Genomic DNA, 17,235 nt, shown 5'->3' with positions numbered 1-17,235 from the left:
CGACGACGTTCCCGGACAGCAGGGCGTCGTCACCGGCCGCGGGCGCCGACGCGCCGGCGCCCGCGACCCGGTCGGTGCGCGGGCGGCGGGTGCCGCTGCTGGTCAGCCTCGGGGCGGTCGCCGTGGCCGTCGTCGCGGTCGGTGCGTCGGGGCTGCTCCCCGACGAGGCCACGACCACCGCCGTGCCGCCGCCCGCGCCCGAGCGCTCGACCTCCTCGCCCCCGGCGCCCACGACGGTGATGACGCCGACCTTCACCCCGGCCGTCGACGACCTCGGCGAGGTCGTGATGGCGTTGAGCGACCTGCGGGCGCAGGGGTTCTCGACCGCCGACGACGCGCCCCTGCGGGCGGCGAACGTCGAGGGGTCGCAGGCCCTCGCGGCCGACCTGGCCACACTCGACGACCTGCGGGCGCAGCAGGTGCGCCTCGACGGCCTGGCGTTCACGGTGTCCGACGTCGAGGTGCTGTCGCAACAGGGCGACGACGCGGTCGTGACGCTGACCGTCGTCACCGGGGCGCACCGGGTCGTGGCCGACGACGGCAGCGTGCTCGAGGACGTCGCGGCCTCCGACCCGGCGCAGGTCGAGCTGGTGCTCGCCCGGGTCGACGGCGGGTGGCGCGTCAGCGAGGTGCGCTAGTCCTTCGAGCTGATCCAGGCGACGGCGGACGCGACGTCGGGGTGCTCGAAGCGGTAGCCGGCGTCGAGCAGCACCTGCGGGGCCAGCCGGTGGCTGGCGAGCACGTTCTCGGCGAACTCGCCGAGCACCACCCGCAGCGCCTGCGGCGGCACCGGCACGACGGAGGGACGGTGCAGGGCGCCCGCGAGCGCCTTGCTGAAGTCCTTCTGCCGCGCCGGGTCGGGCGCCGCGACGTTCACCGGTCCGTCGACCTCGGCGGTCAGCAGGAACTCGATGACGCCGAGGGTGTCGGGCAGGGTGATCCAGCTCCACCACATCCGCCCGCGACCCATCGGACCGCCGACGCCCGCCTTGTACAGCGGCAGCAGCCGGGCGAGCGAGCCGCCGTCGCGGGCGAGCACCAGCGAGGTGCGCAGGTGGGCGACCCGGATGCCGGCGTCCTGCGCGGGGCGCGCCGCCGCCTCCCACTCCTCGCAGACGTCGGCGAGGAAGCCGTCGCCGCGCGGGAACCGCTCGTTGACGACCTCGTCGCCGGTGTCGCCGTAGTAGTCCATCCCGGACGCCTGCAGCAGCACGGTCGGACGCGGTGACAGCGCGGCCAGCGCGGTCGCGAGGGTGCGGGTGGAGTCGACCCGCGAGTCGCGGATGACGCGCTTGTACTCGCTGGTCCAGCGCTTGTCGCCGACGCCCGCACCGGACAGGTTGATCGCCGCCTGCACGCCCTGCAGGGCGTCGACGTCGAGGGTGCCGGCGGCGGGGTCCCACTCCACCTCGTCGGCGGTGCGGGGCAGCCGGCGCACGAGCTGCAGCACCTCGTGCCCCCGGGCGCGCAGGTGCTCCAGCAGCGGCGGGCCGATGAAGCCGGACGCGCCGCTCACGACGATCCGCACGGGACGTCTCCTCAGCTGGTCGGGACGGTCAGAGGTTCAGGTCCGCCTCGAACGCGCCCTCTTCCAGCCGCTCCTTGATCGTCGTCAGGAACCGCGCGGCGTCGGCGCCGTCGACGATGCGGTGGTCGTAGGACAGCGCCAGGTACATCATCGACCGGATCGCGATGGTCTCGCCGCCGTCGGCGTCGGTGACCACGATCGGGCGCTTCACCACCGCGCCCGTGCCGAGGATGCCGACCTGCGGCTGGTTGATGATCGGCGTGTCGAACAGGGCGCCGCGGCTGCCGGTGTTGGTCAGCGTGAACGTGCCGCCGCCGAGCTCGTCCGGCGTCACCTTGTTGGCACGGGTGCGCTCGGCGAGGTCGGCGATCTTGCGGGCGATGCCGGCGATGTTCAGGTCGCCGGCGTCCTTGATGACCGGGACGAGCAGGCCGCGCTCGGTGTCGACCGCGATGCCGAGGTGCTCCTGCGCCGGGTAGACGATCGTGTCGTCCTCGACGGTGGCGTTCACCACCGGGTGGACCTTGAGCGCCTCGACGGTGGCGAGGGCCAGGAACGGCAGGAACGAGAGCTTGACGCCCTCGCGCTGCTCGAACGCCGACTTCGCCCGGGCGCGCAGCCGCGCGACCTTGGTGAGGTCGACCTCGACGACGGTGGTGAGCTGGGCGGACACCTTGAGCGACTCGACCATGCGCGAGGCGATCACCTTGCGCAGGCGGGTCATCTTCTCGGTGGTGCCGCGCTTCGGACCGGCCTCGGTCGGCTTCGCCGACGCAGCGGCGGGCGCCGACGCCGCCGGCTGCGCGGCCTGCGGCTCGGGCTCCGGCTCGGGCGCCGGCTTGGCGGCCTCGGCCGCCGCCAGCACGTCCTGCTTGCGGATGCGGCCGCCGACACCGGTACCGGTGAGCGTCGACAGGTCGACCCCGTGCTCGGACGCCAGCTTGCGCACCAGCGGCGTGACGTACCCGGCGGCGTCGCCCTGGGACGGCTGCTGCTGGGCCTGCACCTGGGAGGTGGGCTGCTCGGCGGAGGCCTCGCGGCGCTCCTCGCGCGGCTCGTCCTGGGCGGCCTGCGGCGCCGACTGCTGCGGCTCGGGCTCGGACGCCTTCTCCTCCTGCGGCTGGGGCTCCGGCTCCTCGGGCGCCTTCTCGTCCTCGGGCTGGGGCTGCGCCTCGGCCTGCTGGGGCTGCTCCTGCTGGGGCTGCTCCTGCTGGTCGGACCCGCCGCCGCCACCGCCGCTGCCGTCGCCGACGACGGCGAGGGCCGCACCGACCTCGACGGTCTCGTCCTCAGCGACGAGGATCTTCTGCACCGTGCCCGCGACGGGCGAGGGGATCTCGGTGTCGACCTTGTCGGTCGAGACCTCGAGCAGCGGCTCGTCGACCTCGACGGTGTCGCCCTCCGACTTCAGCCACCGGGTGACGGTGCCCTCGGTGACGCTCTCGCCGAGCGCCGGCATGACGACCTCGGTACCGCCGCCACCACCCGGCTGCTGGTCACCGCCCGACTGCTGCTGCTCGCCACCGGACGGCTGCTGCTCCTCGCCACCCGGACCGCCGGACGCGGCCGGCTGGTCGCCGGTGGGCTGCTGCTCGGCCTCGACGGGCGCCGCCGCGCTGGGCTCCTCGGCCGGCGGCTCGTCCTGCTGCTGGGGCTCGTCCTGCTGCTGCTCCTGCTGCGGCTGCTCGTCCGAGCCGCCGTCGCTCGAGCTGCCCTCGGAGCCGTCGCCGATCACGGCCAGCTTGGCGCCGACCTCGACGGTCTCGTCCTCCTGGACGAGGATCTCCTGCAGCGTCCCCGCGACGGGCGAGGGGATCTCGGTGTCGACCTTGTCGGTCGACACCTCCAGCAGCGGCTCGTCGACCTCGACCGTGTCGCCGACGTTCTTGAGCCAGCGGGTGACGGTGCCCTCGGTGACGCTCTCACCCAGGGCGGGCATCTCGACGGAGCTGGACATCGGTTCTCCTCCTGCGGGGGCCGCGGCGGGTCGGTCGGGCGGTCAGTTGTGGACGTGCAGGGGCTTGCCGGCCAGGGCCAGGTGGGCCTCGCCGAGCGACTCGTTCTGGGTGGGGTGCGCGTGGATGAGGGCGGCGACGTCCTCGGGCCAGGCCTCCCAGTTCACGATCAGCGACGCCTCGCCGACCTGCTCGCCCATGCGGGCGCCGACGGCGACGAAACCGACCACGGGGCCGTCCTTCTCGCGGATCAGCTTGACGAAGCCGGTGGTGCCGATGATCTGGCTCTTGCCGTTGCCGCCGAGGTTGTACTCGAACACCTCGACCTCGTCGTCGCCGTACTGCTCCTTGGCCTGCGCCTCGGTGAGGCCGACCGAGGCGACCTCGGGGTCGCAGTAGGTGACGCGCGGGATCGACGGGTCGAGCACCGGCTGCGGGTTCAGGCCCGCGATCTCCTCGGCCACGAAGATGCCGTGGGCGAAGCCGCGGTGGGCGAGCTGCAGGCCGGGGACGATGTCGCCGACGGCGAAGACGCCCGGGACGTTCGTGCGCAGCCGCTCGTCGGTGGGGACGAAGCCGCGGTCGACGGTGACGCCGGCCTCCTCGAAGCCGTTGCCCTGGCCGTTCGGCCCGCGGCCGACGGCGACCAGCAGCAGGTCGGCGCGGATCTGGTCTCCCGACTCGAGCGAGACGGTGACGCCGGAGTCGTCCTGCTCGACGCCGGAGAAGCGCACGCCGGTCTTGAACGCGATCTTGCGCTTGCGGAACGCGCGCTCGAGCACCTTGCTCGCGGCCTCGTCCTCGCCCGGGACGAGCCGGGGGAGCGCCTCGATGATGGTGACCTCGGCGCCGAACGACTTCCAGACGCTGGCGAACTCGACGCCGATGACGCCGCCGCCGAGCACCACGACGCTGCTCGGCACGTGGTCGAGGGTGAGCGCCTGGTCGGAGGTGATGACTCGGCCGCCGATCTGCAGCCCCGGCAGCGAGCGGGCGTACGAGCCGGTGGCCAGCACGACGTTCTTGCCGGTGAGGGTGCGGTCGCCCACGGTGACCGTGGTGGGCGACGAGAGCCGCCCCTCGCCCTCGACGACCTCGATCTTGTGCGCCTTGAACAGGCCCTGCAGGCCCTTGTAGAGGCGGCCGACGACGCCGTCCTTGTACTCGTGCACGCCGGCCATGTCGACGCCGTCGAAGCTCGCGCGGACGCCGTACTTGCCCGCCTCGCGGGCGCCGTCGGCCAGCTCGGCCGCGTGCAGCAGCGCCTTGGTGGGGATGCAGCCCCAGTGCAGGCAGGTACCGCCCAGCTTGGAGCGCTCGACCACCGCGACGCTGAGCCCGAGCTCGGCGGCACGGAACGCGCAGGCGTACCCGCCGCTGCCACCTCCCAGGATCACGAGGTCGTAGGTGTCGCCGGAGGCCTCGGCCATCTGGTCCGCTCCCTTGTGGGTTCGCTGCTGGTGGGGGTGCGCCCCATCCTGGCACTACGGGGTGGTTCCGTCGCAACGGGGCACCCGGGGCCGCGCCGGGCCGCTACCGTCCCGGCGCATGGGGTGGATCTCACGGCTGACGGGACGGGCATCAGCACGCGACCGGGCGGCGGCGCCGACCGCGCGCGGGCCGCAGCGGGGCGAGGTGCAGCGGCACCTGGCCGAGTGGGTGCGCACCCGCACGGGCGTCGAGGCGTTCCTGGAGCCCGCGACCACGGTGACGCCCGCGACCGTGCTGCTGGTGGCCGGCGACGGCGAGTGGACACGGCGTCCCGTGCCCGACCCGAGGTCGGCCACCGACTTCCTGCGCTCGGTCGGCGTGCGCACGTCCGACGTCAACCTCACCGGGTACCCGCCGCGGATGCGGGAGTGGAACGCCCGGGTGAGGGCCGACGAGGAGAACGCCCGCCGCGAGCTCGACGGCTGAGCCGTCGGGCCGACCGAGGCGTCAGGCCATCCGCTCGGCGAGCGTGAGCAGGGTGCGCACGGCGACGCCGGTACCGCCCTTGCCGGTGTACCCGTGCGGCGAGCCGCCGTTGAAGGCCGGCCCGGCGATGTCGAGGTGCGCCCACGGGATCGGCTCGCCGTCGGGGCGGGTCGCGACGAACTCGTTGAGGAACAGGCCCGCCACGAGCATGCCGCCGAACCGGTCGCCGATGTTGGCGATGTCGGCGACGGCGGAGTCCATCGACGCGCGCAGCTCGACCGGCAGCGGCATCGGCCAGAACTGCTCGCCCGCGTCGTAGGCGGCGTCGACCACGCGGTCGCGCAGGTCGTCGTCGTTGGCCATGACGGCGCTGACGCGGTTGCCGAGCGCGACCATCTGCGCGCCGGTGAGGGTGGCGACGTCGACCAGCGCGTCCGGCTGCTCCTCGCCGGCCGCCACCAGGCCGTCGGCGAGCACCAGGCGCCCCTCGGCGTCGGTGTTGAGCACCTCGACGGTGCGGCCGCCGTGGATCGTGATGACGTCGGACGGCCGCTGGGCCGAGCCGGACGGCATGTTCTCGGCGAGGCACAGCCACCCGGTGACGGCGACCGGCAGCTGGAGGCGGGCGGCGGACACGACGGTGTGCAGCACGGCGGCCGCGCCCGCCATGTCGAGCTTCATCGTCTCCATGCCGGCGGCCGGCTTGATCGACAGGCCGCCCGAGTCGAACGTGATGCCCTTGCCGACCAGCGCCAGGTGCGGGCGCTTCCCGCGGCCGGACGGCTTGTACGACACCTTCACCAGCCGTGGGCCGCGGGTCGACCCCTGGCCGACGCCGATCAGCCCGCCGTAGCCGCCGCGGCGCAGCGCGGCCTCGTCGAGCACCTGCACCTTGCCGCCGTGCTCCTTGCCGAGGGCCTGGGCGATCTCGGCGAACCGGGCCGGGTACAGGTCGAGCGGCGGGCAGTTCACGAGGTCCTTGGTGCCGGCGACGGCGTCGGCGAGCACCTGCGCGCGGGCGACGACGGCCTTGGCCGCCTTGTCGCGGGTGCGGGAGGTGTGCACCGTGACCTGCGCGACCGGCGTCTGCTGCGGCGAGGCGGAGCGGCGGCGGTACTCGGTGTAGGAGTAGGCGCCGAGCAGCGCGCCCTCGACGACGGCGGCCAGGTCGGTGCCGTCGGTGGGCAGGGCGAGCACGGCGTGGCGCGTGCCGCCCAGCGAGCGGGTCGCCGCGCCGGCCGCGCGCCGCAGCGACTCCGACGTGGTGCCCTCGCGGCCGGGACGGCCGGTGCCGCTCAGCACCACGACGGGCGCCCTGACGCCGTCCGGCGACGGGACGCGCACCACCTCGTCGGCGGTGCCCTTCACCCCCAGCACGGGCAGGGCGGCCTCGAGCGCGCGGCGCACGCCGGCGGGGAGCAGGTCGCCCGCGAGCAGGGTGGCGGGCCCGCCCGCCTCGGTCGCGGCGGCGGTGGCCAGGACGAGGGCGTCTGCGGTGACGCCCGAGGCGTCCTTGCCGGAGAGGGTCACGGTGGTCACGGTGGCGACTCTAGCCACGCGGCGACGGCGGTAGGTTCGGGGCCGTGACCACCACCCTGCACGGACCGCTGCACGACCGGCACCTCGCCGCCGGCGCCAAGATGGCCGACTTCGGCGGCTGGTCGATGCCCCTCGAGCACCCGGGCGGCGGCGTCGTCGCCGAGCACGCGGCCGTGCGCGAGGCCGTCGGCGTGTTCGACGTCAGCCACCTCGGCAAGGCGTCCGTGCGCGGGGCGGGCGCTGCCGACTTCGTCAACGCCTGCCTCGCCAACGACCTGCGGCGGATCAGCCCCGGCCAGGCGCAGTACACGCTGTGCTGCGACGACGACGGCGGCGTGGTCGACGACCTGATCGCCTACCTGCGCGCCGACGACGACGTGCTGCTGGTGCCGAACGCGGCGAACACCGCCGAGGTCGTGCGCCGGCTCGCCGCCGCCGCGCCGGACGGCGTCGAGGTCGAGGACCTGCACCGGTTGTACGCCGTGCTGGCCGTGCAGGGCCCGCTGTCGGACGAGGTGCTCGAAGACCTGGGCCTGCCCGCCGGGCACGACTACATGTCGTTCGTCGAGGCCGACTGGCGGGGCTCGCCGGTCGTCGTCTGCCGCACCGGCTACACGGGCGAGCGGGGCTACGAGCTGCTGCCGCGCTGGGACGACGCCGGGCCGCTGTGGGACGCGCTCGTCGCCGCCGCGACCGCCCGCGGCGGTCGCGCCGCCGGTCTCGGCGCCCGCGACACCCTGCGCACCGAGATGGGGTACGCCCTGCACGGCCACGAGCTGTCGACCGAGATCACGCCGGTGCAGGCCCGGGTCGGCTGGGCGGTCGGCTGGAAGAAGGACGCGTTCTGGGGACGCGATGCGCTGGTCGCCGAGAAGGCGGCCGGCCCGCGGCGGGTGCTGTGGGGGCTGCAGGCGATCGACCGCGGCGTGCCCCGCGCCGACCTCGACGTCGTCGACGACGGCGGCACGGTCGTGGGCCGCACCACGTCCGGCACCTTCTCGCCGACGCTGAAGCAGGGCATCGCCCTGGCGCTGCTGCCGCCGGAGGCCGGCGTCGACGACGAGCTGAGCGTCGACGTGCGCGGCCGCCGGCTGCGGTGCCGCGTGGTGAAGCCGCCGTTCGTGCAGGTGCAGACGCGGCAGGCGTAGGGCTCTCCCGCACCGATGAGTCCGGTGCGCGGCACCGGTCCACCGTGCATGCCCAGGATCGTGATGAACGCAGCCGTCTCGCTCGACGGGTTCGTCGCCACCGACGACGACCTGCCGGGCCCGATCTTCGACTGGTACGGCAACGGCCCGGTCGCCGTGCACCTCGGCGACGAGGAACGGGTGTTCCACGTGTCGGCGCCGACCGCCGCGGTGCTCGACGACGTCCGCACGAGCACGGCTGCCGGCATCATCGGCAGGCGCCTGTTCGACCTCGTCGACGGCTGGGGCGGGCGGCCCCCGGCCGGCGAGCACGTCTTCGTGGTGACGCACCGGCCCGCCGACGACTGGGCGTGGAAGGACACCGCGCCGTTCACCTTCGTGCGCAGCGTCGAGGAGGCCGTCGCGCGGGCACGCGCGTACGCCGGCGACCGCGACGTGTCGATCACGGCGGGCGACGTCGGCGGTCAGGCCCTGCGCCTCGGGCTGGTCGACCGCGTCGTCATGCACCTCGCGCCGGCCGTGCTGGGCAGCGGCAGGCCCTTCTTCGGCACCGGGTCGCTCACCGAGGCGATCGAGCTCGAGGACCCGCGGGTCGTCCAGGGCGACCGGGTGACGCACCTGGTGTTCGACGTCCGCCGCGACCGCCCGGCGAACCCGCGCACCGGACCGGGGTACGTCGCCGACTGAGCGGCACGACTAGCCTCGCTCCACGTGAGCGTCGCCGTCCGCGTCATCCCGTGCCTCGACGTCGACGCCGGGCGCGTCGTGAAGGGCGTCAACTTCGCCGACCTGCGCGACGCCGGCGACCCGGTCGAGCTGGCCGCGCGCTACGACGCCCAGGGTGCCGACGAGCTCACCTTCCTCGACGTCACGGCCTCGTCGTCGGACCGCGAGACGACGTACGACGTGGTGCGGCGCACCGCCGAGCAGGTGTTCATCCCGCTGACCGTCGGCGGCGGCGTGCGCGCGGTCGACGACGTCGACCGGCTGCTGCGGGCCGGGGCGGACAAGGTCGGCGTCAACACGGCCGCGATCGCGCGCCCCGCGCTGGTCGGTGAGATCGCCGACCGGTTCGGCTCCCAGGTGCTCGTGCTCTCGCTCGACGTGCGCCGGGTGCGCGACGGCGAGCCGACCGCGTCCGGGTTCGAGGTCACCACCCACGGTGGGCGGCGCGGCACCGGGCTCGACGCCGTGGTCTGGGCGCAGCAGGTGGCCGACCTGGGGGCCGGCGAGATCCTGCTGAACTCGATGGACGCCGACGGCACCCGCGACGGGTTCGACCTCGAGCTGCTGCGGCTCGTCCGCGCCGCCGTGGGCATCCCGGTGGTCGCGAGCGGGGGAGCGGGCGCGGTCGAGCACTTCGCCCCGGCCGTCGAGGCCGGTGCCGACGCCGTGCTCGCCGCGAGCGTCTTCCACTTCGGCGACCTCACCGTGGGCGAGGTCAAGGACTCGCTGCGGGCGGCGGGCCACCCCGTCCGCTGAGCGATCCGTGCGCTAGCGCGCCAGCCAGGCCTCGAACGCGGCCACGGCGTCGGCCGGGCCGGACAGCGCGACGTCTGCCTGCGGGCGACGACCGGTGACGTACAGCGCCAGCTCGGACGCGAGCCCGGTCAGCACGACGGCCGGCGCGCCGCGACGCACCTTCGAGCGCGGGCCGTCCGGCACCACCAGCACGACGCCGACGGGGCAGCGCAGGTACGAGCGGCGGGCCATGAACAGCGTCGGGCCCCAGAGCGCCTTCTCGTCGTCGAGGTCGAGCGGGCGGGCCGTCCAGCCGGGCTGCGCGCGGCGCACGTCCTCGTGGTGGATGAAGTGCTCGGCGGTGTTCACCAGGGTGTCGACCGGGGTGGGCACCGGCAGCGCGGGCCCGGAACGGAACCGCGCCACGAGGTCCTCGAACGGGCGCGGCGGGGCGTCGGTGCCGGGCAGCCGCCCGCGCAGGACGGGGGCGTGCGCCACCGCGAGCCGGACGACGGCCTGCGGGTCGCCCTCGCGCAGCACCAGGTGCCGGGCCAGGTCGCGCGTCGTCCAGCCCTCGCACAGCGTCGGGGCGTCGGGCCCGGTGGCGAGCAGCGAGTCGGCTAGGGCCTCGCGCTCGCGGGCGGCCAGCGTCGGACGGGCGCTCGGTGCGGTCATGGCGCCATCCTCGTCCACGACCGTCGGCGCGACGTGAGAGGGTTCCGTGTACCCCCTCACCGCGCCAGGAAGGCAGGCCCGCACGTGCCCGAACCCGTCCGACCGACGGTGCGGCAGGGCACCATGCGACGCGGCTTCGGCGTGCTGTGGCGCGGCATCCGGCAGCAGCCGCGCATGTTCGCGGTGGCCGTCGTGGGCGCCGCCGTCTACGGCATCGGCACGGCCGGCAGCGGCTACGTGCTCGGCCGCGTCACCGACCGCGTGCTCGAGCCGTCCTTCGACGCCGGCCGGGTCGATGCAGGCACGCTCTGGCTCGGTGCCGGGGCGCTCGCCCTGGTCTCGCTGATGACCGCCGTCGCCGTGGCCGTGCGCCGCATCTTCGCCGGGCTCACCTCGATCAACCTGATGGCGCACTACCGCCGGCGGGTCTCGTCGCAGTACCTGCGGCTGCCGCTCGCCTGGCACCACCGCCACCCCACCGGGCAGCTGCTGAGCAACGCCAGCAGCGACATCGAGGCCTCGTTCCAGGTCTTCAACCCGTTGCCGTTCTCGATCGGCGTGCTGTTCATGCTCGTGGTCGCCGGCATCGCGATGGTGCTGGCCGACCCCGTGCTCGCGGCGGTCGGGCTGACGGTGCTGCCCGCGGTCGCGATCGCGAACATCGTGTACCAGCGCGTCATCTCGCCGAAGGTCGTGCGCTCGCAGCAGCTGCGCGCCGAGGTCGCGGCGATCGCGCACGAGAGCTTCGACGGTGCGCTGGTGGTGAAGGCGCTGGGCCGCGAGGCCGACGAGACCGCGCGCTTCGCCGCGTCGGCCGACACGCTGCGCGAGGCGAACGTCGCCGTCGGACGCCTGCGCGGCGTGTTCGACCCGCTCGTCGAGCTGCTGCCCACCTTCGGCACGCTGGCCGTGCTCGGGCTCGGCACCTGGCGGGTCAGCACCGGCGACGCCGCGGCGGGCGACGTCGTGCAGGTGGCCTACCTGCTCACCATCCTCGCCTTCCCGGTGCGGGCGATCGGCTGGGTGCTCGGCGACCTGCCGCGCGCGGCGGTCGGCTTCGGACGGGTCGAGTCGGTGCTCACCGCCACCGGTGAGATGACCTACGGCAGCGCCGATCTCGGACGCGAGGGTGCGGCCGCGCTGGCGGTCGACGACGTGCGGTACGCCTACCGGGGCGCGGGTGACTCCGACCTGTCCGACGACCCCGACGCGGAGCCCGACGACGACGAGCCGGTCGAGGTGCTGCACGGCATCGACCTCGAGGTCGCGGCCGGCAGCACCGTGGCGGTGGTCGGGCCCACCGGGTCCGGCAAGTCGACGCTGGCGGGCCTGCTGGTGCGGCTCGTCGACCCGGCGTCCGGGCGGCTGCTGCTCGACGGCGTCGACGCGCGCGAGGTGCGCCAAGGCGGGGTCGCCCGAAGCGCCGCGCTCGTGCCGCAGTCGACCTTCGTGTTCGACGACACCGTGCGCGGCAACATCACCCTCGGTGCCACCGACGACGCCGGCGTCGAGCTCGACGACGACGCCGTCTGGGAGGCGCTGCGGCTGGCGCAGGGCGACCGGTTCGTCGCCGCGCTGCCGTCCGGCCTCGACACCCGGGTGGGGGAGCGCGGGGCCAGCCTGTCCGGCGGGCAGCGGCAGCGCATCGCGCTGGCCCGCGCCGTCGTCCGCTCGCCCCGGCTGCTCGTGCTCGACGACGCCACGTCGGCGGTCGACCCCCGCGTCGAGCAGGCGATCCTCGCGGGCCTGCGCGAGAGCACGTCCGGGCTGACGGTCGTCGTCGTGGCGTACCGCAAGGCGACGATCTCAGTGGCCGACGAGGTGGTGTTCGTCGAGCGCGGCCGCGTCGTCGACCGCGGCGCCCACGCCGAGCTGCTCGACCGCCAGCCGCGCTACCGCCACCTGGTGAACGCCTACGAGGAGGCCGCGAACCGATGACCGCCGCCGCCGTCCCCGGCCCGGAGGCCAAGGGCTCCGGGTCGTCCATCGAGGCCGCCGCGCAGACCAGCGTGCTCGGCACGCTCAAGCGCGGGCTCGAGCTGTCGCCGCAGATCCGCCAGGGCCTCGGCATCACGCTCGCGCTGGCCGTCGTCGCCACCGTCGGGCGGGTCATCGTGCCGGTGACGGTGCAGCAGACCATCGACACCGGCATCAACGCCGACGGCGGCCCCGACGTGCACGCCGTCACCCTGCTCGTCGGTGGGGCCGCCGTGATCGTCGCGCTCACCGGGCTCTGCTCGTACGTCGTGAACCTGCGGCTGTTCACCGCGACCGAGGCGGGGCTGGCGCAGCTGCGCACCACGGCGTTCCGTCGCGTGCACGACCTGTCGGTGCTCACCCAGAACACCGAGCGCCGCGGCGCGCTGGTCAGCCGGGTCACCAGCGACGTCGACACGATCTCGCAGTTCATGCAGTACGGCGGCCTGATGCTGATCCTGTCGGTGGGCCAGCTGACGCTCGCGACGCTGCTGATGGCGCTGTACTCGTGGCCGCTGACGCTGCTGGTGCTGGCGTTCTTCGTCCCGCTGGTGCTGTTCGGGCGGTGGATGCAGAAGTACGTCTCCGCGGCGTACGGCCGGGTGCGCGAGCGCGTCGGCGACATGCTCGGCGCCATCTCCGAGACCGTCGTCGGCGCCGACACCATCCGCGCCTACGCGGTCGAGGCGCGCACCGGCGCCCGGGTCGAGGAGAGCATCGAGAGGCACCGGCTCGCCGCCCGGCGGGCGCAGAACCTGGTGTCGCTCAGCTTCTCGTCCGGCGTGCTGGTCTCGGGCCTGGTCGTGGCGGCGGTGGTGCTCGTCGGCACCTGGACCGGCGTCGACGGCGACATCACCCTCGGCGAGCTGCTGGCGTTCCTGTTCCTGGTGCAGATCTTCACCGGCCCGGTCATGAACATCACCGAGATCCTCAACGAGCTGCAGAACGCCGTCGCCGGCTGGCGGCGCGTGCTCGCGGTGCTCGACACCCCGGCCGACGTCGCCGACCCCGGCCCCGAGGGCCACGTGCTGCCGCGCGGCCCGATCACGGTCGAGTTCGACGACGTGACCTTCGCCTACCCCGGCGGCGAGCCGGTGCTGCGCGAGGTGTCGCTGACGATCGCGCCGCGCACCAAGGTGGCCATCGTCGGCGAGACCGGCTCGGGCAAGACCACATTGGCCAAGCTGCTCACCCGGCTGCAGGACCCGCGCGACGGTCGGGTGCTGCTCGACGGCGTCGACCTGCGGGACGTGCGGTTCTCGTCCCTGCGCGAGCGGGTGGTGATGGTGCCGCAGGAGGGCTTCCTGTTCGACGACACGCTGCTGCACAACGTCCGGTACGGCCGGCCGTCGGCGTCCGACGCCGACGTCGAGCTGGCCCTCACCGAGCTCGGCCTCGACGAGTGGGTCGACGGGCTGCCCCGCGGCATCCGGTCGCGGGTCGGCCAGCGCGGCGAGTCGCTGTCGGCGGGCGAGCGCCAGCTCGTGGCGCTGGCCCGGGCCTACCTGGCCGACCCCGACCTGCTGGTGCTCGACGAGGCCACCTCGGCCGTCGACCCGGCCACCGAGGTGCGGCTGCAGCGCGCGCTGTCCGGCGTCACGACGGGCCGCACGTCGGTGACCATCGCCCACCGGATGTCGACCGCCGAGGCGGCCGACAAGGTCGTCGTCGTCGACGCCGGCCGGGTGGTCGAGGTGGGCCGGCACGACGACCTCGTCGACGCCGGCGGCGTCTACCAGCGGATGTACGCGTCCTGGCAGGCCCAGCTGAAGTCGGTCTGAATCGCGACCGACGCGTCTGGGAGGATCGCCCTCGTGCCCGGAACGACCTCGTCCGACCTCGACCCCGCCGTGGCGGCGCGCCTGAAGCGCGACGCCGACGGCCTCGTCGCCGCGGTCGTGCAGCAGCACGACAGCGGCGAGGTGCTCATGCTCGGCTGGATGGACGACGAGGCGCTGCACCGCACGCTGACGTCCGGGCGCGTGACGTTCTGGAGCCGCAGCCGGCAGGAGTACTGGCGCAAGGGCGACACGTCCGGGCACGTGCAGCACGTGCGGTCGGTGGCGCTCGACTGCGACGGCGACGCCCTGCTCGTGCGGGTCGACCAGGTCGGCGCGGCCTGCCACACCGGCGACCGCACCTGCTTCGACGCCGGCGACCTCCGCGCGGCGGTGGGCGAGTGAGCGCCGGCCCCGGACGCGAGCTCGGGACGGTCTGGCCGAGCCTCGACGTGTTCCACGAGCTCGCCCGCGACCGCCGCGTCATCCCCGTCGTGAAGCGGGTGCTCGCCGACGCCGAGACGCCGATCGGCCTGTACCGCAAGCTGTCCCACGACCGGCCCGGCACGTTCCTGCTGGAGTCGGCCGAGCACGGCGGCGTCTGGTCGCGCTACTCCTTCGTCGGCGCGTCGTCGGCCGCGACGCTCACCGAGGTCGAGGGGCAGGCGCACTGGCTCGGGACGCCGCCGGTCGGCGTCCCGACCGACGGACCGGCCCTCGACGCGCTCGCCGGGACGCTCGGGGCCCTGCACACGCCGCGGCTCGAGGGGTTGCCGCCGCTCACCGGCGGCATGGTCGGCGTCATCGGCTACGACGCGGTGCGGCACTGGGAGCGGCTGCCCGAGCACGCGGCCGACGAGCTCGGCGTGCCGCAGCTGCTGATGTCGCTCGCGACCGACATGGCCGTGCTCGACCACAGCGACGGGACGCTGCTGCTCGTGGCCAACGCGGTGAACCACGACGACACCGACGAGCGGGTCGACGAGGCCTGGGCGGACGCGGTGTCGCGGCTCGACCGGATGACCGCCGAGCTCGAGGCGCCCGCGCCGTCCACCGTCGCCGTCACCGACGTCCCCGGCGAGGTGGTGCCGCGCCAGCGCACCGCGCGCGAGGACTACCTGGCGGCCGTGCGCACCGGCCTGCAGGCGATCCGCGACGGCGAGGTGTTCCAGGTGGTGCTGTCGCAGCGCTTCGACCTCGACTGCCCGGCCGACGCCGTCGACGTGTACCGCTGCCTGCGCGCCTCGAACCCCAGCCCGTACATGTACCTGTTCCGGTGCCAGACCCCCGACGGCACGGGACTCGACGTCGTCGGGTCGAGCCCGGAGGCGCTGGTGAAGGTCGAGAGCGGGCGCGTGCTCTCGCACCCGATCGCCGGCACCCGCCCGCGCGGGAGCAAGCCCGAGGAGGACGTCTGGCTGGGCGAGGACCTGCTCGCCGACGCCAAGGAGCGCAGCGAGCACCTCATGCTCGTCGACCTCGCCCGCAACGACCTCGCCCGCGTCTGCGAGCCCGGCACCGTCGACGTCGTCGACTTCATGGGCCTCGAGCGCTACAGCCACGTCATGCACCTGGTCTCCACCGTGACGGGCGAGCAGCGGCAGGGGACCTCGGCGATCGAGGTGCTCCGGTCGGCCTTCCCCGCCGGGACCCTGTCGGGGGCACCGAAGCCGCGGGCGATGGAGCTGATCGACGAGCTGGAGCCGGTGCGGCGCGGCGTCTACGGGGGAGCGGTCGGCTACCTCGACTTCGCCGGCGACCTCGACATGGCGATCGCGATCCGCACCGCCGTGCTGCGCGACGGGGTCGCGCACGTGCAGGCCGGTGCCGGCATCGTCGCCGACTCGGTGCCGGAGAGCGAGGACGCCGAGTGCCGCGCCAAGGCGGCGGCGGTGCTGCGCGCGGTCGCCACCGCGGCGACGCTGCGTCCGGCCGGCGGGTCGGGACGCCCGTGAGCCGGTTCGGCAAGGGGCCGGTGGTCGTCGCCCTCGTCGTCCTGGCCGTCGTCCTGCTCGCGGCGTCCTCCCGCACCTGGGTGAGCGCGCAGGCCGACCTGCTCACCGGCGGTGCCGTCGCCGGCCGCCAGGTCGTGATGGCGTCCGGGTCGGCCGTGGCACCCGCGGCGGGTGCCCTCGGGCTCGTCGTCCTGGCCGCGGCCGGGCTGCTGCTGCTCGCGCGGCCGGTCGTGCGCGTCGTGGCCGGTGCGCTCGTCGTGCTCGCCGGGCTGGCTGCGGCGGTGGTCGCCGCCGGGGTGCTGCTCGACCCGACCGCCGCGGTGCTGCCGTCCGTCGCGGAGGCCTCCGGGCTGACCCCCGGCTCGGTCACCGCCGACGACGTGGCGTCGGTGCGGCTCACCGGCTGGCCCGTCGTCGCCGTCGTGGCCGCCGTGCTCGCCGCGCTCGTCGGGGTCGTCGTCCTGGCCGCCGGACGCCGGTGGGGCACCGCCCGCCGGTTCGAGCGCGACCCGGCCCCGACGCGCGGTGACGACTGGGACGCCCTCAGCCGGGGCGACGACCCCACGGCTGGCATGATGGACCCATGACCGACGACCCCCGTTCTCCCGCAGCCACCGCCCACGCCGTCGGGCACGGCAACAGCGTCGCTGCCTGGACGGCCGTGGGCGTCATCCTGCTCGGCACGCTGATCTCCTGCATCGCCCTCCCGTTCGCCCAGGTGTGGCTCTTCTGGGTCGGCGTCGTCGTCATCGTGATCGGCGCGATCCTCGGCAAGGTGCTGACCGCCATGGGCTTCGGCGAGCACGCGAGCCACCACTGACGGTGCCGCCCACCGACCGGCTGCGGGCGCTGCGCGCGCCCCTCGCCGTCGGCGCGCTCGGCGCCGGGGCGTTCGTCGCCCTCGCCGTCCGCGACCCGCACGTCGCCGGCTCGTGGGGCAGCTGCGCGTTCCTCGGCGTCACCGGTCACTGGTGCCCCGGCTGCGGCGGCCTGCGGGCGGTCAACGACCTCGCGCACCTCGACGTCGGCGCCGCGCTCTCGTCGAACGCGGCCGCCGTGCTGCTGGCGGCCGGTCTCGCGGTCTGGTGGGTGGTGTGGACCTGGTCGCGTGCGCGTGGCGTGCCGGTCCGCTGGCAGCGCTACCTCAACGGCTGGACCGTCGGTGCCGCCACCGCGCTCTGGGTGGTCTTCGCCGTCGTGCGCAACCTGCCCGGCTTCGAGGCCCTGGGGCCCGCGCCGGTCTGAACCGGCCACCCGGGACGCACGGAGGGCGCCACCCCGAGCGGGGTGGCGCCCTCCGGC

16 protein-coding genes and 1 pseudogene are annotated in these 17,235 nt (G+C 74.7%); 12 read left to right on the top strand and 5 right to left on the bottom strand.

Annotated elements, in window-relative coordinates; all coding sequences use genetic code 11:
- A pseudogene (locus ACYVKY_RS13860) lies at nucleotides 1-638 on the top strand (hypothetical protein); the annotation flags it as partial.
- Here the strand turns inward: ACYVKY_RS13860 and ACYVKY_RS13855 are convergent.
- From ACYVKY_RS13855 to lpdA, 3 genes are read right to left on the bottom strand one after another with little or no spacing between them, the layout of a single operon-like run.
- Nucleotides 635-1,528 carry an epimerase gene (locus ACYVKY_RS13855; RefSeq protein ID WP_460435576.1) on the bottom strand — a complete coding sequence of 298 codons (894 nt, stop codon included), beginning with the start codon at nucleotides 1,526-1,528 and terminating at the stop codon, nucleotides 635-637. The pseudogene ACYVKY_RS13860 and the gene ACYVKY_RS13855 sit on opposite strands and share 4 nt — an antisense overlap.
- A gap of 28 nt (nucleotides 1,529-1,556) precedes the next feature.
- A complete protein-coding gene (sucB, locus tag ACYVKY_RS13850; protein ID WP_460435575.1) occupies nucleotides 1,557-3,485 on the bottom strand; it encodes a 2-oxo acid dehydrogenase subunit E2 in 1,929 nt (642 codons plus the stop codon).
- A gap of 42 nt (nucleotides 3,486-3,527) precedes the next feature.
- Nucleotides 3,528-4,913 carry a dihydrolipoyl dehydrogenase gene (gene lpdA / locus ACYVKY_RS13845; protein ID WP_460435574.1) on the bottom strand — a complete coding sequence of 462 codons (1,386 nt, stop codon included), beginning with the start codon at nucleotides 4,911-4,913 and terminating at the stop codon, nucleotides 3,528-3,530.
- 118 nt (nucleotides 4,914-5,031) lie between these two features.
- Here lpdA and ACYVKY_RS13840 point away from each other — a divergent pair, with 118 nt between their 5' ends.
- On the top strand, nucleotides 5,032-5,400 hold the full coding sequence (locus ACYVKY_RS13840) for an oxidoreductase (protein WP_460435573.1): 369 nt from the start codon (nucleotides 5,032-5,034) through the stop codon (nucleotides 5,398-5,400).
- A gap of 21 nt (nucleotides 5,401-5,421) precedes the next feature.
- On the opposite strand, the gene ACYVKY_RS13835 is transcribed toward ACYVKY_RS13840, so the two are convergent.
- A complete protein-coding gene (locus ACYVKY_RS13835; RefSeq protein ID WP_460435572.1) occupies nucleotides 5,422-6,939 on the bottom strand; it encodes a leucyl aminopeptidase in 1,518 nt (505 codons plus the stop codon).
- Nucleotides 6,940-6,983: 44 nt separating this feature from the next.
- On the opposite strand from ACYVKY_RS13835, the gene gcvT reads away from it, so the two are divergent.
- From gcvT to hisF, 3 genes are all read left to right on the top strand, one after another.
- Entirely contained in the window at nucleotides 6,984-8,087 is a 1,104-nt protein-coding gene (gcvT, locus tag ACYVKY_RS13830) for a glycine cleavage system aminomethyltransferase GcvT (RefSeq protein ID WP_460435571.1), read from the top strand.
- Between the two features lie 63 nt (nucleotides 8,088-8,150).
- A complete protein-coding gene (locus ACYVKY_RS13825; protein WP_460435570.1) occupies nucleotides 8,151-8,774 on the top strand; it encodes a dihydrofolate reductase family protein in 624 nt (207 codons plus the stop codon).
- 24 nt (nucleotides 8,775-8,798) lie between these two features.
- Nucleotides 8,799-9,569, top strand: a complete 771-nt coding sequence (gene hisF, locus ACYVKY_RS13820) for an imidazole glycerol phosphate synthase subunit HisF (protein WP_460435569.1) — start codon at nucleotides 8,799-8,801, stop codon at nucleotides 9,567-9,569.
- A gap of 12 nt (nucleotides 9,570-9,581) precedes the next feature.
- On the opposite strand, the gene ACYVKY_RS13815 is transcribed toward hisF, so the two are convergent.
- A complete protein-coding gene (locus ACYVKY_RS13815) occupies nucleotides 9,582-10,223 on the bottom strand; it encodes a TIGR03085 family metal-binding protein (RefSeq protein WP_460435568.1) in 642 nt (213 codons plus the stop codon).
- Between the two features lie 84 nt (nucleotides 10,224-10,307).
- Between ACYVKY_RS13815 and ACYVKY_RS13810 the strand changes: the two genes are divergently transcribed.
- From ACYVKY_RS13810 to ACYVKY_RS13780, 7 genes are read left to right on the top strand one after another with little or no spacing between them, the layout of a single operon-like run.
- Nucleotides 10,308-12,161 carry an ABC transporter ATP-binding protein gene (locus ACYVKY_RS13810; RefSeq protein ID WP_460435567.1) on the top strand — a complete coding sequence of 618 codons (1,854 nt, stop codon included), beginning with the start codon at nucleotides 10,308-10,310 and terminating at the stop codon, nucleotides 12,159-12,161.
- The gene (locus tag ACYVKY_RS13805) at nucleotides 12,158-13,981 is read left to right on the top strand and encodes an ABC transporter ATP-binding protein (protein WP_460435566.1); all 1,824 of its coding nucleotides are present in this window, start codon (nucleotides 12,158-12,160) and stop codon (nucleotides 13,979-13,981) included. Before ACYVKY_RS13810 ends, ACYVKY_RS13805 begins: the two co-directional genes overlap by 4 nt.
- Nucleotides 13,982-14,014: 33 nt before the next feature.
- Nucleotides 14,015-14,383: a phosphoribosyl-AMP cyclohydrolase gene (hisI, locus tag ACYVKY_RS13800; protein ID WP_460435565.1), complete on the top strand. Its 369-nt coding sequence runs from the start codon at nucleotides 14,015-14,017 to the stop codon at nucleotides 14,381-14,383.
- Nucleotides 14,380-15,933, top strand: a complete 1,554-nt coding sequence (locus tag ACYVKY_RS13795) for an anthranilate synthase component I (RefSeq protein WP_460435564.1) — start codon at nucleotides 14,380-14,382, stop codon at nucleotides 15,931-15,933. The genes hisI and ACYVKY_RS13795 overlap by 4 nt, the downstream gene beginning before the upstream one ends.
- The gene (locus ACYVKY_RS13790; RefSeq protein ID WP_460435563.1) at nucleotides 15,930-16,520 is read left to right on the top strand and encodes a Trp biosynthesis-associated membrane protein; all 591 of its coding nucleotides are present in this window, start codon (nucleotides 15,930-15,932) and stop codon (nucleotides 16,518-16,520) included. Before ACYVKY_RS13795 ends, ACYVKY_RS13790 begins: the two co-directional genes overlap by 4 nt.
- Nucleotides 16,517-16,753 carry an HGxxPAAW family protein gene (locus ACYVKY_RS13785; protein WP_460435562.1) on the top strand — a complete coding sequence of 79 codons (237 nt, stop codon included), beginning with the start codon at nucleotides 16,517-16,519 and terminating at the stop codon, nucleotides 16,751-16,753. The genes ACYVKY_RS13790 and ACYVKY_RS13785 overlap by 4 nt, the downstream gene beginning before the upstream one ends.
- A gap of 2 nt (nucleotides 16,754-16,755) precedes the next feature.
- Nucleotides 16,756-17,178, top strand: coding sequence for a DUF2752 domain-containing protein (locus ACYVKY_RS13780; RefSeq protein ID WP_460435561.1), 423 nt, complete (start codon nucleotides 16,756-16,758; stop codon nucleotides 17,176-17,178).
- Nucleotides 17,179-17,235: the final 57 nt, after the last annotated feature.

The sequence above is a fragment of the Angustibacter speluncae genome (assembly GCF_054777815.1).
This window is presented reverse-complemented; position numbering and strand designations above follow the sequence as displayed.